This is a genomic window from Bacillus sp. PK6-026 (assembly GCF_054161455.1).
Genome location: NZ_CP096418.1, coordinates 2,282,711 through 2,299,431 on the forward strand (window position 1 = coordinate 2,282,711; position 16,721 = coordinate 2,299,431).

16 protein-coding genes are annotated in these 16,721 nt (G+C 43.6%); 7 read left to right on the forward strand and 9 right to left on the reverse strand.

The features are described from left to right. Positions 1-23: 23 nt before the first annotated feature. Positions 24-539 (forward strand): DinB family protein, encoded by a 516-nt coding sequence (locus M1D59_RS11565; protein ID WP_020451802.1) that lies wholly within the window; start codon positions 24-26, stop codon positions 537-539. 42 nt (positions 540-581) lie between these two features. On the opposite strand, the gene M1D59_RS11570 is transcribed toward M1D59_RS11565, so the two are convergent. Together M1D59_RS11570 and M1D59_RS11575 are read right to left on the reverse strand one after the other, a co-directional pair. Then, on the reverse strand, positions 582-1,208 hold the full coding sequence (locus tag M1D59_RS11570) for an FMN-dependent NADH-azoreductase (RefSeq protein ID WP_020451803.1): 627 nt from the start codon (positions 1,206-1,208) through the stop codon (positions 582-584). 300 nt (positions 1,209-1,508) lie between these two features. Next, the gene (locus M1D59_RS11575) at positions 1,509-2,972 is read right to left on the reverse strand and encodes a serine hydrolase (RefSeq protein WP_458117427.1); all 1,464 of its coding nucleotides are present in this window, start codon (positions 2,970-2,972) and stop codon (positions 1,509-1,511) included. A gap of 1,423 nt (positions 2,973-4,395) precedes the next feature. On the opposite strand from M1D59_RS11575, the gene M1D59_RS11580 reads away from it, so the two are divergent. After that, positions 4,396-4,800 carry a hypothetical protein gene (locus tag M1D59_RS11580; RefSeq protein WP_458118066.1) on the forward strand — a complete coding sequence of 135 codons (405 nt, stop codon included), beginning with the start codon at positions 4,396-4,398 and terminating at the stop codon, positions 4,798-4,800. Here the strand turns inward: M1D59_RS11580 and M1D59_RS11585 are convergent. The 4 genes from M1D59_RS11585 to M1D59_RS11600 form a co-directional block, all read right to left on the reverse strand. Further along, positions 4,688-5,092, reverse strand: a complete 405-nt coding sequence (locus M1D59_RS11585; protein WP_043054340.1) for an aminotransferase class I/II-fold pyridoxal phosphate-dependent enzyme — start codon at positions 5,090-5,092, stop codon at positions 4,688-4,690. The genes M1D59_RS11580 and M1D59_RS11585 overlap by 113 nt on opposite strands. 29 nt (positions 5,093-5,121) lie before the next feature. Continuing rightward, positions 5,122-5,610 (reverse strand): TraR/DksA family transcriptional regulator, encoded by a 489-nt coding sequence (locus tag M1D59_RS11590; protein WP_020451807.1) that lies wholly within the window; start codon positions 5,608-5,610, stop codon positions 5,122-5,124. Between the two features lie 112 nt (positions 5,611-5,722). Next, positions 5,723-6,067: a PH domain-containing protein gene (locus M1D59_RS11595; protein ID WP_020451808.1), complete on the reverse strand. Its 345-nt coding sequence runs from the start codon at positions 6,065-6,067 to the stop codon at positions 5,723-5,725. A 436-nt stretch (positions 6,068-6,503) separates the two neighbouring features. Continuing rightward, positions 6,504-6,713 carry a DUF6501 family protein gene (locus M1D59_RS11600; RefSeq protein ID WP_020451809.1) on the reverse strand — a complete coding sequence of 70 codons (210 nt, stop codon included), beginning with the start codon at positions 6,711-6,713 and terminating at the stop codon, positions 6,504-6,506. Positions 6,714-6,980: 267 nt separating this feature from the next. Between M1D59_RS11600 and M1D59_RS11605 the strand changes: the two genes are divergently transcribed. Both M1D59_RS11605 and M1D59_RS11610 read left to right on the forward strand, forming a co-directional pair. Next, positions 6,981-8,468 carry an aldehyde dehydrogenase family protein gene (locus M1D59_RS11605; RefSeq protein WP_035339375.1) on the forward strand — a complete coding sequence of 496 codons (1,488 nt, stop codon included), beginning with the start codon at positions 6,981-6,983 and terminating at the stop codon, positions 8,466-8,468. Between the two features lie 221 nt (positions 8,469-8,689). Then, complete coding sequence (locus M1D59_RS11610; protein ID WP_458117428.1) at positions 8,690-9,826, forward strand: MFS transporter; 1,137 nt, start codon at positions 8,690-8,692, stop codon at positions 9,824-9,826. Positions 9,827-9,954: 128 nt separating this feature from the next. Here M1D59_RS11610 and M1D59_RS11615 read toward each other — a convergent pair whose 3' ends face one another. Both M1D59_RS11615 and M1D59_RS11620 read right to left on the reverse strand, forming a co-directional pair. Continuing rightward, positions 9,955-10,491: a GNAT family N-acetyltransferase gene (locus M1D59_RS11615; RefSeq protein ID WP_035338564.1), complete on the reverse strand. Its 537-nt coding sequence runs from the start codon at positions 10,489-10,491 to the stop codon at positions 9,955-9,957. A gap of 17 nt (positions 10,492-10,508) precedes the next feature. Continuing rightward, positions 10,509-10,910 (reverse strand): cytidine deaminase, encoded by a 402-nt coding sequence (locus M1D59_RS11620; RefSeq protein ID WP_035338563.1) that lies wholly within the window; start codon positions 10,908-10,910, stop codon positions 10,509-10,511. Positions 10,911-11,133: 223 nt separating this feature from the next. On the opposite strand from M1D59_RS11620, the gene M1D59_RS11625 reads away from it, so the two are divergent. The 3 genes from M1D59_RS11625 to M1D59_RS11635 all read left to right on the forward strand — a co-directional run bounded on the left by M1D59_RS11625 (position 11,134) and on the right by M1D59_RS11635 (position 15,014). Continuing rightward, a complete protein-coding gene (locus tag M1D59_RS11625; RefSeq protein ID WP_458117429.1) occupies positions 11,134-13,032 on the forward strand; it encodes a terpene cyclase/mutase family protein in 1,899 nt (632 codons plus the stop codon). A gap of 50 nt (positions 13,033-13,082) precedes the next feature. Next, positions 13,083-13,868, forward strand: a complete 786-nt coding sequence (locus M1D59_RS11630; protein WP_224067368.1) for a superoxide dismutase — start codon at positions 13,083-13,085, stop codon at positions 13,866-13,868. Positions 13,869-14,483: 615 nt separating this feature from the next. Continuing rightward, positions 14,484-15,014 (forward strand): hypothetical protein, encoded by a 531-nt coding sequence (locus M1D59_RS11635; RefSeq protein WP_020451816.1) that lies wholly within the window; start codon positions 14,484-14,486, stop codon positions 15,012-15,014. A gap of 224 nt (positions 15,015-15,238) precedes the next feature. Here the strand turns inward: M1D59_RS11635 and M1D59_RS11640 are convergent, their stop codons facing one another. Beyond that, complete coding sequence (locus M1D59_RS11640) at positions 15,239-16,579, reverse strand: sodium-dependent transporter (protein ID WP_020451817.1); 1,341 nt, start codon at positions 16,577-16,579, stop codon at positions 15,239-15,241. Positions 16,580-16,721: the final 142 nt, after the last annotated feature.

A 16,721-nucleotide genomic window follows, 5' to 3' on the forward strand; every position in this document is an offset into this window, starting at 1 on the left:
AAAAAGTGAGGAGGGCTAAAAATATGACACATCGCGCACTAAAGCATTTAGATTATCACAACTGGGCGAATCAAAGGGTGCTCAGCCACCTGAAAAGCCTGCCTGAAGAGCTGTTCACCCGGGAAATCCAAAGCGTTTTTCAATCTGTATCTGAGGTCGTTACCCATATGTGCGTGGCCGACGCCTTGTGGCTGAAAGTAATATCCGGAGCCGCTTACGAGGAAGCAAAGGAAACCGGCATGCGGCTGAAAGAAATGTTAAAGGGAAAAAAGATTGACGACTTCGTCTCCATTTTTCAAGACACGGCGCTTCAATATGAAACGTTTTTTGAAAATCTTGAAGACCCCGATGGTGAAATCACGATTGCACATCCGGCATTCGGCGAAATCAAAACGCCTGTTAGCGAACTCCTTCATCACGTGGTCAATCACGGCACGTACCACAGAGGCAACATTTCAGCGATGCTGAGGCAAATGGGTGAAGCGGGTGTGCCGACTGACTATGTTTATTATTTATTAAGCATGAAGCAGCCGACATAAATAAAAAACCCTTGTTCCGCTTTTGGAACAAGGGTTTCACAATTAAAATGATGCTGCAAGTTTTTTAGCTTCTGCTAAGCCGTTTTCAATGATTTTTTGAGCGTCGTCAGGAACAGCGTTGTGTCCTTCGATGACAACGGTATGCAGGTCTTGAACACCGAAGAAGCCCATGACGGTTTTCATGTAGTTCAATGACATTTCCATTGCAGCCATCGGTCCTTCAGAATAGAAGCCGCCTCTGGCATTTAACAGAGCAACCTTCTTGTCTCCCATCAGGCCTTTAGGTCCTTCAGGAGTGTATGTAAACGTCACTCCTGCGCGGGACAAGTAGTCCACATAAGTGTGAAGTACAGCTGGAACAGCAAAGTTCCACAATGGGAAAGCAAAAACAACTTTATCGGCTTTGACGAATTCGTCCAAGTAACGGTCCGCTACAGCTGCAGCTGCTTTTTCTTCCTCGTTCAATTCCATGCCTTTTCCTGCTTTAAATGTCCCGTTAATAGCATTTCTGCCCAGGTACGGCGGGTTTTCTTTGTAAAGATCAAGCTCTACAATTTCATCGTTTGGATGATTTTCTTTATAGCTGTTAAGAAACGCATCATAAAGTTTTACAGATACAGCTTCTTCAGCAGTACGGTCATTAGCTTTAACAAACAATACTTTAGACATTCTATTTTCCTCCCGTGCTAACGTTTCAATATTTACTTACAAATAGTATGTTACTTTCTTTTAAATAGAAAGTCAACTCATTTATTTTGATGCCAAAAGATGTTTCTATCAAAAAAGCCCTGTTCATATTTGATAAAAAACAAACGATTGCTCATATCAGCAAGAACTTTCGTTCGGATAATACAACATTATTTAAGTTCAAGCATAAAATATTATATTATGTAGCATATTTATGCGTGGTAGGAATATGCTGCGAAGCAAATAAAAAAGTTTTCGTTTAGGTTACAATGGCACATCTCATTAGGAACATTTATATCGATAACAATATACAAACCAAGTGATACTTGCACTTAGTAAAGACAACGCAATCAGTGCGGTTAGATAACTATACGTTTGCCAAACTAGAAATGACCTCCAACTAGCCCCAAATATTGTGGGGAGGATTAGGCATAGGATACCTATAAAAATTGTAGTCACAAGCCAAAAAGCTATGAGTATCAATCTCTTTTTCGTTAACGGTAATTTCCTATTCTGTTTCTTTCTACGCACCCCTAAAAAGAAAAATAGAATTGCTAGTAATGTTAGAGCAATTGTAGCGGAAGATAGGGCGATATCGGAAATCTGCATCAAACTCATTTGATAGCTTTGGGAGATGTTTCCGTCTAAAATATCCTTAATATTATATAACATATCAATATTTGTACTGGCACTATTGGATAATAGAGAGATACCTAGCTGTTCTTCTGGGAATAAGAATATATTTGTTGCAAACGTTGGATTACCACCTGCGTGTTGGATGAATGTCTGATCTGCATTCACGACCCACCCCGCCCCATAGTACAGTTCATCCACAGCCGCAACAGACCTATTGCCCTCATGTGATTTTGCAATCAGCCCTTGAAAGATTTCCGGAATATCTTCAACAATTCCCAATTGAATTCCCATCCAACGGGCTATGTCTTGAGAGGGCGAAAACAGATACCCAGCAGGTGTGTTTCCTCTAAATTCCGGTGCATCATATGGCAGCGTCATGAAAAAAGCGGAACGATAGCCCTGTGCCAACTGACCTGTCGCTTGTACCTTACCTCTATTCGCATAAGTTTCATACAACCCCAGTGGTCGAAATACTTGTTCTTCCATAAAATCCTCAAAGCTTTGCCCCGATACGGTTTCTATCACCAAGCCCAGCACATCATAATTTACCGTCCCATATTCATATCTTTCGCCAGGTGGAAATACCACTTCGGCATCTATTAACATTTCAACGGTCTTTTGCAACATATCTGGTGTATTTCCCTCTGGGATATGCTGAGTATGATACCTATTGATTAACCCTGTAGTATGATGAAGGAAATGATTCAAAGTAACACTCTGCATGTCAACGGGCTGTCCCTGATATCGCAATGAGAACCAAGGTAAATACTCTACAACCGAATCGTCCATAGACAAAAATCCCTGCTCTTCCAAAAGTAAAATTCCTAAAGCAGTAAAAGCTTTGCTGACGGAGGCTAACTCCCATATGGTGTTTTCATTGGTCAAAATCCCTTCCTCAGAGTTTGCATAGCCGGATGAAAAGAAATAGGTATCATCCCTTGATTGTATTGAAACTGACATGCCCGGTGTGCCAGATATACGCCTAGCATCTTCTAATAATGATTGGATTGCAACAGACTCTTCCTCTGTCAATGCATAGGCTGAGGTGTTAAATCCAACAAACAACATAAATACTGTGATTATTGTTATAATTATCATCTTACTTCCCATGAGACACCCCCAGTAATAAAATATTGACTCGCTATCTGTGATCATGATGCCACTATATTTTTTCATTTCAAAGCAGACACATTATACCGATTATACAAGGGAAAAGGTTATTTCTGAATATGTAATGAGATTAATAAAATGGAAAAAGATAGATTAAGTTATGGCGCAGTACGTAAAAACTATTACCTTATCTTTGATAAACATAATAGAGAAATTTACATATTAAACATGATTATATGTAAATCTCCTTATTTTTCTGCTAATGTAAAAGATTTTGATAGGTGTATATTCAATGCTTTCATGTCTACAATCCATCAAGCAATTGTTTCTTCGTTTTATATCCAGATATTATACTTTATCGGCGTTCTGTCTCTCACTCAACATCGATTATGCCCCTATGACAATATGTCCGCAAGAATTTTATTGCAGCAAGAATTTCATTGCAGAATTTGATACTTTTTTCTCCCTCTCTAATAGTTGATATGATAAGGATATTACACAATATCACAACACATCATGCGATAATAACATTGAACAAATAAAGATTTATTTTGCCCCCCCTACAACTCCAATACAAATCGTAATATGATATTAACCGTAACAAAGATATAGACAGAAACTTAGCAAGCGAGAAAATAAAAATGAGAAAGAGCGATGTATGAAGAGCTATTTTTTTAAAAAACAACATTGCATATCGTGATATTTATTTTGTGAGAATAGCCATACTAAAACCTTTCTACATGCGAAAAATCACTTCATAAGCTGTCTTTGAAAGGAATTATTTAAAAATACTCCCATACAACTAAATACAGAAGTTTGAAACTACTACATTCATGAATGGAAACCTAAGATGACTTGTTTCAAGCGAGACATACAAGCAGTCTCTAAACATTGTAGTTGATAAAACAGCGAGCAGTATTGACCGTAAAAGCTGTTATGTAGACTAATGATTGTAAAAACAATCTACTATATATCGCCATGATGGAAGCCTATTCCAGAGCGATTGATAAGCGCCGAGATACCGAATACGAACGGTTAGCGAGATAAATAGAAATAGTGCTTCATTTTTCACAATGGAAGTGAGTGCATGGAGAAATTATGAAAAACTGCCGAAGTGACACCGCTTCCGCAAGCGGCAGCAAAAGCGAGCAAGTGGAAGCGGTGTGCGTGTCGTTGCGTAGCAACGACACCATTCTACCTCTCCATATCTAACAGGGAGGTAGGAAATAGAGAATAATAGTATGGAATCCGTTGATACGGTAAGGGAAATGATGTCCTGTGCTGGAATTTTGTGGCGGACATATCAAGGAATTGGATAAAAAAGGTGATAAAAAAAGACTTTTATATCAGATTGATGGAAGAAACAAAGAGATTTGACTTAGGCATGTAGATTCTTTTAAACAACTAACACTGGATATATCTTGTGAAGGAAAATGATATACAAAAAGCTACGTTTCAAAGATACCTAGAAGCGTCAGGGATTATTAGAAAGTTATTCGGAAATATTCAGTTAAAAGATATGAATGACATTGCTGTGCAAAGAAAAATTGATGAATACGCAAAGAAGCGTTCTCACAGTACCACTCGCAGCTTGTTAATAAAAGTCAAAATGGCACTTCGTGACGCTTACGCTCGTGGTTATCTCACGAATGATTTCGCAGAACTTGTCAAACCTCGTGGGAAAGAGTTATCGAAACGAAACAAAGCGTTATCCATTACGGACTTCCAAAAGCTAAGAACATATCTACTAGCACACACAGAGGAAGAATTTCATGTGCTCGTCTTAGTAGCTTTAGAAACAGGTATGCGAAGAGGAGAATTGGGTTAACGTAGACACCTTCTTGATGAAGTGAGTCTGCAAAACGTAAAGTTGTGTCGCGATCTGGAAGAATAATTGGAATAATAGGTGATTCACTATGTAATACATTAAGACCTATTTGTTGAATGCCGTCTCTTAAGTACTTTTCGTTTTCGTGTAACTTTTCCTGGATGTCCGGATTTTTCTCTAGAATATCAATAGCTGCAATTAAACCTCCGATAACTGATAAATGTTTTATTGTGTCGAGTACTTGACTCCCCGTCGACAGTTGTAGGACATCTCTTTTAACAAACAGAGCCATAGAAAAAAGCACCCTGTTTTTGCGGGTGCTTATTTTGAATCCTGCTCCTCATCAAGACGTTCGTAAGCATATGAACGCTTTTGATCCATCGTTTCTCTGTTTGTCAAATCCTTCATTTGCCGTGTAAATTGCTCGTCATATCCTTCCCCCTCTTGATTTCTTTTTTCTGTTTCAGCTTGAGTCTCCGCGGTTTTTCTTGCATATGGAACGGCTTCGAGGCGCTCATATGGTATTTCTTGACCTGTTGCTTCACATATTCCGTATGTGCCGTCTTCCAATCGCTTGAGGGCGTCTTCCACTTCTTTTAATAAATTTCTGTCCGTCTGCCGGAAGGTCTGCTCTCTCATTCGTTCAAAATAAACGCTGGCATGGTCAGCCTGATGATTGTCAACTCCGTTTGAAAGCTCGCCCGTTTCTTCCGCCATCGACTGATCTGTTCCTTCTGCAGGGGAAAGGCTTTGTTTTAAGTCAATTAATTTATGGTAGAGATGGTCTTTTTGTTTTTGTGTTAATGGCATGGCTGATCCTCCTCCTTTCTTCTTCCTTTCCCGATTTCGTGGGAGAAAAACCCGCCTTTCCAAAATAAAAAGGCCGTTCAGACGCGGGCAAGCGGTGAACAGCCTTTACGGTTTATGCACATAAGTATTTTGATAACAGCGCTTGAATTTCAAGCATGTCGGTATCCTTCGTAAATTCCAGGTCAAAGATTTTGCTGCTGGTCATCAGAGAAAGAGAACTGTCTGGATTGAACATGCTGACTTCTCTAATCGCAAAGCCTTCAATCGATCTGTATGGCAGAAAGACGCGGACTTTCTTTTTGGAAAACAGTTTATTATCAAAAAAAATAATCCGCTTGTTCGTAAAACAAATTTGATCTATCCTCAGTCTGCAAACCGATTCAATTTTTTCTCCTTCTATGAGCAGCGGTTCAAATTTTTTGCCGTCTGCTGTCTTGCTTGCTGAAAAAACGCCCAATCAAAACCCCTCTTTCTGTATATCCAATTTATGTTTATGCACAAGGCAAAGTATACTTGTCAGTTACTAATAAGAATACGATAACCCTGATTTATAAACAATTACGAGCAGATTACATTTCTTTAACGCTATATGTTTGTTTTTACTATCAATTAATACGCCCGGCGGACGCGGGAGGTTTCAACTTTTTATCAGTTTTTTCAGCTTATTTTTCGTTTGCTACCAATCAAAAGGTGGATAACGGATAAAACAAAAAACCGCAGCAGGATGTTCTTCCTCTGCGGTTCTCTTCTGACTATTATGCCTGAAATGCACATATCAGGCACTTGCTTCTGCTTCGGTCAAGCAACTGATTCAGTCAGCCGATTTTTTATGAATGCGTGCGGGTGTATGTTCAACTCCCATTCATTGCTGTTGATGACCCGTGCAAATTGATTCAGGCTTTTACTTCTTCAAAGTACTCTTTGTAATAGCCGCCGACTTTGTTTGTATTATCGATGATAAACAGAAACTCTTCCGTTTCGTTTTTGACCTCGTATACGTTGCCTACGGTCAGCGCTCTGTTGACGATGTACTTTTTGGCATCGGTATGTATGCACTTTACTTTTTTAATGGTGTTATTGTTCTGCCATTTTTCGTGAATCATGCGGATGTCTCCTTTTTCATACGTGTATAGTTTCCATTGTAGCGTTTTTTCACCGAAATGCAATGCGATCTGGAGGCGAATGTGATTTTAAAGAGCATGGATATTGATTTGGTTTCATTCCCTGTTATAGAATGGTGGTGTATAGTTCCAAAATCAGAAATATATCCCTCTTTCATCCGCGCAATGACCAAATCAAAAGACAAACCAGCACCAAGACAACTCACCCGAAGACAGACCAAAATTTCAAAGGAGGTTTGTTTGACAAACATGAGTTCATTAACAATGCAGGTCAGTAAAAAGCTGGAGGTATTTTTGCAGGGAACAAAGAAGCTCTATATTAACGGGGAATTTGTAGCCAGCGCCTCAAACAAAACGTTTGAGACCCCAAACCCGGCGACTGGTGAAACGCTCGCCACCTTATATGAAGCAGGTCCCGAGGATGTGGACAAAGCGGTGAAAGCCGCGCGGGAAGCTTTTGACCGCGGTGAGTGGCGGACGATGAACCCGGCCGAAAGAAGCCGGCTGATGTACAAACTCGCCGATCTGATGGAGGAACACAAAACGGAACTGGCTCAGCTTGAAACGCTGGATAACGGGAAGCCGATCAGCGAAACGACCGCAGGCGATATTCCGCTGTCAATTGAACATATGCGCTATTATGCCGGCTGGGCGACGAAAATAACCGGACAGACGATTCCTGTTAACGGACCTTATTTTAACTATACACGACATGAGCCTGTCGGAGTTGTCGGGCAAATTATCCCTTGGAACTTCCCGCTTCTGATGGCCATGTGGAAAATGGGAGCCGCTCTTGCAGCCGGATGTACGGTTGTCTTAAAACCGGCGGAACAAACGCCGCTTTCCGCTCTGTATTTGGCGGAACTGATCGATGAAGCAGGCTTCCCGAAAGGCGTCATCAACATCATTCCTGGCTTCGGTGAGACGGCCGGAGAAGCTCTGACCGATCATGCCCTTGTCGACAAACTGGCATTCACAGGGTCAACGGAAATCGGCAAAAAAATTATGGAGAAAGCGGCCAAATCGGTTAAACGGGTGACCCTTGAACTCGGCGGAAAGTCGCCGAATATCATCCTTCCTGACGCCGATCTGAAGAAAGCGATTCCAGGCGCACTAACCGGCGTCATGTTCAATCAAGGCCAAGTGTGCTGTGCGGGATCGCGCGTGTTCATCCATAAGGACCAATATGACAAAGTCGTCGATGAAATGGCCGCATATTCCAAGTCGCTCCGCCAGGGTGCGGGCCTTCATGAAGACACGCAAATGGGACCGCTTGTCAGCAAAGAGCAGCACGAACGCGTCCTCTCGTATATTGAAAAAGGACGTCAGGAAGGTGCGAAAATCGCAGCCGGCGGAACATGCCCTTATGAGCAGGGATACTTTGTTTCTCCGACTGTATTCACCAATGTCGAAGACGAGATGACAATAGCAAAAGAAGAAATCTTTGGTCCTGTTTTGGCGGCGATCCCTTATGAAACGGTAGATGAAGTCATCGAACGGGCCAATCGCAGCGAATACGGCCTTGCTGCTGGCGTATGGACGGAAAATTTGAAAAACGCCCACTATATCGCCGACCGTCTGCAAGCCGGTACCGTTTGGGTCAACTGCTATAATGCCTTTGACGCCGCATCCCCATTCGGCGGCTACAAACAGTCGGGACTCGGACGTGAAATGGGCTCATACGCTCTGGATAACTATACAGAAGTAAAAAGCGTCTGGATTCATACAGGCGAATAACGCACGATATGAGTTTCTGCAGCCGCCCTGTCGATCAGGGCGGTTTTCTTTTTTATAGAAATAAACATTTATAGACACATATGGTAAAATGGATGATAGTTTAAGTCGAATGGAATGATAGAATCGTGTTTTCTTCCTCTCTTGGCAAAACCCTCTGGAATCAAAAAAGTTTTAGATACATATGGGCATCACAAACAGCACAGGCTGTCGGGTCGATTTTGATGACGATCATCGTCATGGTCGATGTGTTTAAGGAAACGAACTCTGTATTCGGATCGGGTCTGGTCTTGGCTTTATCCTCGTTCGGCAGTGTATTAGGCGGTGCGATGGCTTCTTTTGCTATTCAGCGCCTCGACCTGCTTCAAACAGCGGCTTGTTCAACATGGTTCAGAGCGGTCTGCGCATTATGCATCGGCTTATGCCAATCGCTGGGCTTACCCTCTTATATCATTTATGTGCTGCTGTTTTTGCAAAGCTTTGTCGGTTCCTGGTATTCCCCCGCACAGTTAGGTTTACTGTATCAAGCGATTAAAAAGCGCGATTACGTGGCGGCATCGGGAAGCATCGTAACGGTCAACCAGTTTATTCAGGCAGCAGGCTGGGGGCTCGGCGGCTATTTAACCGTTTTGGCCCAAACTCACACGCTGACAGTGTTTACAGCAGGACTCTTTTTCGCATCAGGACTTTTAATCAAATTGCCGGATTTGAAAACAGCGGTTATCCCTCGTCAAAAAACCCGCACACAATCAGTCTGGCGCACTGTATACAGGAAGAAAACCGTTTTGCTGCTTACGATGATGGACATGTCAGAAGGTTTAGCAAATGCGGTCTGGACTTCCGCCGTTTTGCTGGCTTTTACGAAAGAGGTGCTAAATAAAGGGGAGGCTTGGTGGGGATTCATCAATGCCGGTTATTTTTTGGGAGCGATTTTGGGCGGCATTCTCGCTGTGCTCTTTTCCAACCAGCTCAAAAAAAGGCTTGGCCTCATGATTGTCTTGGGTTCTGTTTCAATGGGAATCACAACGCTTTTATTCGCCTATTCGTCAAATCCCCTCCTTTCGGTCATCCTCTGTATCATGATGGGTCCGCTTTATCAAGTAAGAGACGTCAGCCAGACGGTTATCCTTCAAGATACGTTGACAGATGAAGAGCGTGCACCGGTCACCGCCGCCAAAAATACTATTTTGACTGCATGGTCTGTCTTAACAATCGCCATTATGGGGGCTTTGGCGGACTTGATCGGGATCCAAAGCGTATTTATCGCTGCCGCTGTATTATATGCCGGAACAGCCGCTGTCACATTTTTCGTGCGGGATGTGAGAACGTACAGCCAGTCTGCAAGGCAAATAGAACGATGAAGCTGCTGTGGATATTCGATGACAATGGCGCTGATTGCCGGCGGCATTTACAGCCGTTCAGCAAAGATTGAAAAATAAGAATGAACAAAGCGGCGCTCAGTAGAATAACATGCTGCGCGCCCTCTGATTCAGCGGGATATCAGCTCTTCGTATTCCCGCTTCAATATCCCCATAATGATTTCATCTGAGTACTGTTTATTCATATAAAGAGCCTCCCTGACCGTACCTTCCCTTTTAAATCCGGCTTTTTCATATGCTTTCAGCGCGCGCTTATTGTGTGAAAATACTTCGAGCTGAAGGCGGTTAAGATCGAGTCTTTCGAATGCCAACTGCATGGCCAGCCGCACCGCTTCAGAACCATAGCCTTTGTTCAAATAAGCGGGGCTGTGCAAAGCGATTCTAAACCCCGCTTTTCGATTCGTCCGGTCGATGTCAATGATGGACAGATCGCCTATCAAACGATCGTCCTCCTTTAAGCAGACGGCAAAATCATAGCGCGTCTCATCGCTTGTGATTCTCTCGTAGTGCTCATAAAGGTCTTCCATCGTAAATTCGCGCGTCGTGCCCGTCATATATCTGATGTCTTCATTTTGAACAGCTTTGTAAAAGCTCTCCATATCGCCTTTTTCAACAGGTCTGAGATAAACCTTGCGGCACTCAAACATCGAACGCCCCTCCCCTGCTACTTTTGATACGCAGCAAACCAATGGTATGGCTGTATTTCCTTTAAAGATTTATAAAGCAGACGCCCATCCGGTACAGTTACAGCTGCTTTAAGATCCGGCCCCCAATAAAAAAGTCTTTCCTGGCATACCCCGCACGGCGTTAATACCTTGCATTCGGAATGTTCATCATCTCTCACAACACAAACAGAGTGCGTAATTTTTGCCTGATATTTATGGGCTTCGAGAATGGCGCCCGTTTCAATGCATAAATCGGTTGAAGCGTTGATTACTTCCGGCGCTACGCTCGTCAAGATTCTCCCGTCTTCGGTATACATGGCAGCTGCCCCGCCCCATCCGGTCGGATACCTCTTTTTGATCAATTCGACTGCGGTGTCATACAGCATCTGTTCAATATTCATTCAGCAACATCCCCCAAACATTGTTTCTAAGGTCTCTCTTTTTACAATACCTGATAATGGAACAGAGGTAAACGAAGATATTCATGATTTCCTGATCATGCTCACGCATGCCCGCGCTGACGAATGCCTCTGTATGCTCATCACATATTCTAAATCGCTGTTCTTCTGTTTTCATCCGGTTGGCATGACACATTTCCGAAATGAATACAGTAAAATGAAGGAGATGAGAAGATTGCGTTCTTTACTAGAAGACGTGAAAGCTTTCAGACAAAAGACGCTCGCAAAGCTTCAAAATAGACAGAGACCTGATGGGTCATGGCGGTTTTGTTTTGAAGGGCCCGTGATGACAGACAGCTTTTTCATTTTAATGCTGACCTCACTTGGCGATCAGGACTCTTCTCTCATCACAAGTCTTGCTGAACGAATCCGTTCGAAGCAGAGCGGAGACGGTGCGTTTCGCAATCATCCGGATGAAACGGCAGGCAATTTGACCGCGACAGTCCAGGGCTATACCGGGATGCTGGCTTCGGGGCTCTATGACCGGAGAGATGCGCATATGCAGAAAGCCGAGGCGTTTATTAAGGCAGCAGGCGGTTTGAAGAATGTGCACTTTATGACGAAGTGGATGCTCGCTGCCAACGGGCTGTATCCATGGCCGAGAGCCTATATTCCGCTTTCGTTTTTACTGATCCCGCCCTATTTCCCGCTGCATTTTTACCATTTCAGCACATACGCAAGAATTCATTTTGTCCCGATGGCCATTACGTTTAATCGACGATTCTCTTTAAAAAACAACCAAATCGGCTCGCTTCGGCATCTGGATGAAACCATGTCAAAAAATCCTCTCGAATGGCTGAACATCCGCTCTTTTGACGAGAGAACCTTCTATTCTTTCAATCTGCAATGGAAGCAGCTCTTTCAATGGCCGGCTTATGTCCATCAGCTCGGATTTGAAGCGGGCAAAAAATATATGCTGGACAGAATCGAAGAAGACGGAACACTATACAGCTATGCGAGCGCGACCATGTTCATGATTTACAGCCTGCTGGCGATGGGAATATCAAAAAACGCCCCCGTTGTTAAAAAAGCAGTCGGCGGAATCAAAAGCCTTATTTCCTCATGCGGAGAGGAAGGCTTCCATTTGGAAAACTCAACTTCCACTGTCTGGGACACCGCGCTCATCAGCTATGCCATGCAGGAATCCGGAATACCTGAACAACATTCTTCCATCTCATCGGCAGCGGACTACCTTCTCAAAAGACAGCATGTGAAAAAAGCGGACTGGGCGGTCTCAAACCCTCAAGCGGCACCGGGAGGATGGGGTTTTTCACACATCAATACAAACAATCCCGATTTGGACGATACCGCTGCGGCATTAAAAGCAATTCCGTTTCAAAGGCGTCCGGCTGCCTGGAACCGGGGGCTCACCTGGCTTTTATCAATGCAAAACAAGGATGGGGGGTTTTCAGCATTTGAAAAAAACGTTGACCATCCGCTCATCCGACATCTGCCGCTCGAATCTGCCGCTGACGCAGCGGTCGATCCGTCAACGGCAGACTTGACTGGGCGGGTTCTTCATCTGCTCGGACTTAAAGAGCGGTTGACAGATGACCATCCCGCAGTCAGAAGCGCTCTAAGGTGGCTTGATCACCATCAGGAAGCTGACGGTTCGTGGTATGGCAGATGGGGCGTCTGCTTTATTTACGGGACATGGGCCGCACTCACCGGAATGAAAGCCGTCGGAATTTCCCGCAATCACGCGTCTGTCAGAAAAGCGGTCTCCTGGCTTAAATCGATCCAGCTCGAAGACGGAAGCTGGGGAGAATCTTGCAAAAGCTGTGAAGCGAAGCGTTTTGTCCCTCTTCACTTTGGAACAGTTGTTCAATCTTCATGGGCGCTGGAGGCGCTTTTGCAATATGAGCGTCCGGATGACCCTAAGATCTTAAAAGGGATTCGTTTTCTCACCGATGATCACGAAAGCTCGCCTGAGCGACTCGAATACCCGACGGGAATCGGGCTGCCGAAACAATTCTACATCCGCTATCACAGTTATCCTTTTGTGTTTTCATTGCTCGCTTCAAGCGCATTTATTAAAAAAGCGGAAATGAGGGAGACATATTGAATGCTTACAAAGAAAAAATAGCGTCATGGGCCAAAGGTCTGAAAGACCAGATGAAAGATGATCCTTCTATAGAAAGCCAGTTAGAAAAACTTTTTCAATCACTGGATGATCCTCGTGCGACCGAACAGGAATGGTATGAACAGGCAGAAGCCGTGTATCAAGCCATCTCCCGCAGTGATGCGTCTCAAGCAGGCCGGCAGCCATTCAGAACAGTGCCGATCGGAGGCCATCGCCTGCCAAGCCTGCCCTACTCTTATTCAGCCCTTGAGCCTTATATTTCAAGAGAAATTATGTTTCTTCATCATACAAAACATCACCAAAGCTATGTCGACGGCTTGAACAAAGCTGAAAAAGAACTGCAGAAAGCAAGGCAAACCAAACAATTCGACCTTGTAAACCACTGGGAAAGAGAGCTCGCCTTCCACGGAGCCGGGCACTATTTGCACACGATATTTTGGTACGCGATGCATCCAAAAGGAAAAAGGCGGCCGACAGGCGAATTGCTGGAAATGATTAACCGTTCTTTCGGCAGCTATTCGGCCTTTAAAGAACAATTTTCCGAAGCGGCGAAAAAGGTGGAAGGCGTGGGCTGGGCGATCCTTGTCTGGGCGCCTCGCTCACACCGCTTGGAAATTCTGATCGCAGAAAAACATCAGCTGATGAGCCAATGGGATGTGATCCCCCTTCTCCCGCTCGACGTATGGGAACACGCATACTACCTTCAATATAAAAATGAAAGGGCAAAATACGTCGATAATTGGTGGAATGTCGTTGACTGGAGAGAACCTGAAAGGCGGTTTGCGACAGCAAAGCGCGTTCTATGGGAGCCCTTCTGATTCAAATTCAATGGCGGGACTTCAACTACTGAAGTCCTCTTTTGTTTCGGTAGTTGCGCCCGACATCGGCCTCCCCGTCAAAGCCTTGCCTCAAAAAGCGGACGAGCCTTTCCTCTCGCACCTTTCTCTTCTCTGCGCCAGGCAGCCGTCGACACTGGCCGAATCGAGCGAAAGTGCCGATACCTTATCACTCTCAATACCGTATCTATATCCCTTAAACCCTCTATCGTCTGTAATAAGATAACAAATAAAAGTTTAAATATCCCAGTTTCTCTTGAGGATTGTTAAGACCGCTACACGAAGATTGGCGAGGCGGAGTCGGAAGAGAATCCCCACAACCATACATCCTTCTGAATCTGCTATTTTGATCATCCCTTTATGAAATACTGAATCTCAACAGTCTATCAATATATCCCAAATTTGTGCCTTAAGTATGGAATGTGAACATTTTTTGATTTATTTGGAAAATAGTCGTTTTTTCTCATTCTTCTAATTCCAAAAATCGTTAAGCTATTCTACAAGAAGGGAGGGAATAAATGAACAAACTGTCGATGTTTGTCTGATTCAGCCGGTCAGTTTTTCGAAAATGGCAAATTTATTTTAGGAGGGTAAATCATGAAAAAAATGTTTGCTTTCTTTACAGCCTTAATGCTCGGTTTGACTTGTTTGCCGTACTTATCAGAAGCGAAAGAATCAAAGCATACGGACAGTTCTGTTACAACCTTGCCTTCTATGTCTATATCCACATCTCTCAATCAGTCATTGGACCAGGAAAAACAACAGTTTAAAACTTCCGCTATTAATCTCAACATCAGCCTCGACCTCTTAGGAATCGGAAACTCGATTAGAGACGCCATCGTTCAAAGCAATAACCGCAGCGGTTTCGTCAAAAACTGCATGGAAACCGCTTTTTATTCTGCAGGGCAAAGATACAATGTCATGGTGTTCAACTTAAGCCAAGGCTATCACAACGGTTTAAGAGGAGTTAAATTTTATGGATCTGCCAACTATCATGGCGTGATTTACGGCATTTGGGTATTTGAAAGCGGACAATTTACAAACCAGGGAGACGGCGGCTGGATTAACTGGGCCTTTAAAGGCTGGTTTGATCGAAACGGCCAAACTGTAACATTCCGCAAGCCTTAATCAAAGTCAAAGTATCCCCCTCTTCTGCCTGCCGGTAAAATCGTCAAGAACGAATTCACGGCAGGCCTTTTTAATATGTCTGCCGCAGAAAAAAGCCGATTAATCAAACACTTCCCTTGCCGGTCATACCGCTGCCATTTCACAGAGAGAAAAGAAAGTACCGCTGACAAACTGTCTGCATGAAAAAAAGGCCGGACAAATCCGGCCTTATAAACAATTCAATCTTAAAATACGCCAATGACGTCCAAAAAGACGACAATAATAACGATCGGAGCGGCGTAGCGGATCAGCAAAAGCCATGCTGCAAACCATTTTCTGCTGATTTTAGAGCCCTCCCTCAATTCGGCAAAAAGCTCTTCTTTCGGGATTTTGAGCGGCACAAAAACGGCGATGAGCAAAGCGCCGAGCGGCATTAAAATATTGCTGACAAGGTAATCCGCCGCATCAAAAATAGATAGATTAAAAATCGATACATCCTGAAGCACGCCATATGATAATGCTGAAGGAATTCCGAATAGGAAAATCGCAATTCCCCCGGCCCAAGCGAAAGCCTGTCTTTTTTTAGGATCCCCTTTTGATAAGGAAGAAACAAGGATCTCAAGCATTGAAAATGCGGACGTCAGTGTAGCAAATAAAAATAAGAGCAGAAACGCCAATAAAAAGACGATTCCCAAAGGCATCTTGTGAAAGACTGACGGCAGCACATTAAATAACAGCATCGGGCCGGCATCAGGAGATAATCCGAATGAAAAAACGGCCGGAAAAATCGCAAACCCGGCAAGAATCGCTACAGATACATTGAGCAATGTCACTGAAACGGCCGACTGTATAAGGTTTTCTTTTTTCGATAAATAAGAGCTGTACGTTACCATAACGGAAACACCGACACTCAGCGAGAAAAAGGATTGTCCAAGCGCAAACAGCACCGTTTTGGCTGTGATATGGGAAAGATCAGGTTTTAAGAAAAATTCCAAGCCTTCCATTGAACCGGGAAGTGTAAGCGAACGGATGATCAAAAGCAGAAAAATAACGAACAGAGCAGGCATCATAAACTTGCTCGCTTTTTCAATTCCGCTTCTGACCCCTTTTGCAACAACAAGAATCGTGATCATGATAAATGCAAACTGGCTCGCAAGAACGAGATACGGATTTGCAATTGTCTCTCCGAAAAGACCTGCATAATCCGTGCTTCTTGACAGTTCGCCGGTCAGTCCTTTGATAATATAAATGATGATCCAGCCGCCGACAACACTATAGAAAGACAGCAGAATAAAACACGTGATAATGCCGAGCCGGCCGATCCAATGCCAAAGCGAGCCGGGCGCCAGCTCCTTATAGGATTCAACGGCATCTTTTTGAGTCTTTCTGCCGATAATGAACTCCGCCATTAATAACGGAAGCCCAATCAATAAAGTAAAAAGAATAAACATAAGTAAAAATGCTCCGCCGCCGCTTGTTCCGGCGACATAAGGAAACTTCCATATCGCGCCGAGCCCGATTGCCGAGCCGGCCGAAGCTAAGATAAATCCAAGCTTTGATGACCATATATTTTGTTGATTTTCCACTTAAGCACCTCTTCTTCTCGGTCTAATTGCATATGGCTACAAACTATCATTTTAAAAAGCATAAACGAATTCGTCAAGGTTTTCAAACATTTCTTTCAGTTTACATAATAATATTATTTAAAACAAATTCGAATTTTACAAG

What these genes read in the sequence shown, in the direction of transcription:
- M1D59_RS11565 (WP_020451802.1), top strand. Translation starts at nt 24, where the DNA reads ATGACACATCGCGCACTAAAGCATTTAGATTATCACAACTGGGCGAAT.
- M1D59_RS11570 (WP_020451803.1), bottom strand. Translation starts at nt 1,208, where the DNA reads ATGTCTAAAGTATTGTTTGTTAAAGCTAATGACCGTACTGCTGAAGAA.
- M1D59_RS11575 (WP_458117427.1), bottom strand. Translation starts at nt 2,972, where the DNA reads ATGGGAAGTAAGATGATAATTATAACAATAATCACAGTATTTATGTTG.
- M1D59_RS11585 (WP_043054340.1), bottom strand. Translation starts at nt 5,092, where the DNA reads ATGGCTCTGTTTGTTAAAAGAGATGTCCTACAACTGTCGACGGGGAGT.
- M1D59_RS11590 (WP_020451807.1), bottom strand. Translation starts at nt 5,610, where the DNA reads ATGCCATTAACACAAAAACAAAAAGACCATCTCTACCATAAATTAATT.
- M1D59_RS11600 (WP_020451809.1), bottom strand. Translation starts at nt 6,713, where the DNA reads ATGATTCACGAAAAATGGCAGAACAATAACACCATTAAAAAAGTAAAG.
- M1D59_RS11605 (WP_035339375.1), top strand. Translation starts at nt 6,981, where the DNA reads ATGAGTTCATTAACAATGCAGGTCAGTAAAAAGCTGGAGGTATTTTTG.
- M1D59_RS11610 (WP_458117428.1), top strand. Translation starts at nt 8,690, where the DNA reads ATGACGATCATCGTCATGGTCGATGTGTTTAAGGAAACGAACTCTGTA.
- M1D59_RS11615 (WP_035338564.1), bottom strand. Translation starts at nt 10,491, where the DNA reads ATGTTTGAGTGCCGCAAGGTTTATCTCAGACCTGTTGAAAAAGGCGAT.
- M1D59_RS11620 (WP_035338563.1), bottom strand. Translation starts at nt 10,910, where the DNA reads ATGAATATTGAACAGATGCTGTATGACACCGCAGTCGAATTGATCAAA.
- M1D59_RS11625 (WP_458117429.1), top strand. Translation starts at nt 11,134, where the DNA reads ATGAGAAGATTGCGTTCTTTACTAGAAGACGTGAAAGCTTTCAGACAA.
- M1D59_RS11630 (WP_224067368.1), top strand. Translation starts at nt 13,083, where the DNA reads ATGAAAGATGATCCTTCTATAGAAAGCCAGTTAGAAAAACTTTTTCAA.
- M1D59_RS11635 (WP_020451816.1), top strand. Translation starts at nt 14,484, where the DNA reads ATGAAAAAAATGTTTGCTTTCTTTACAGCCTTAATGCTCGGTTTGACT.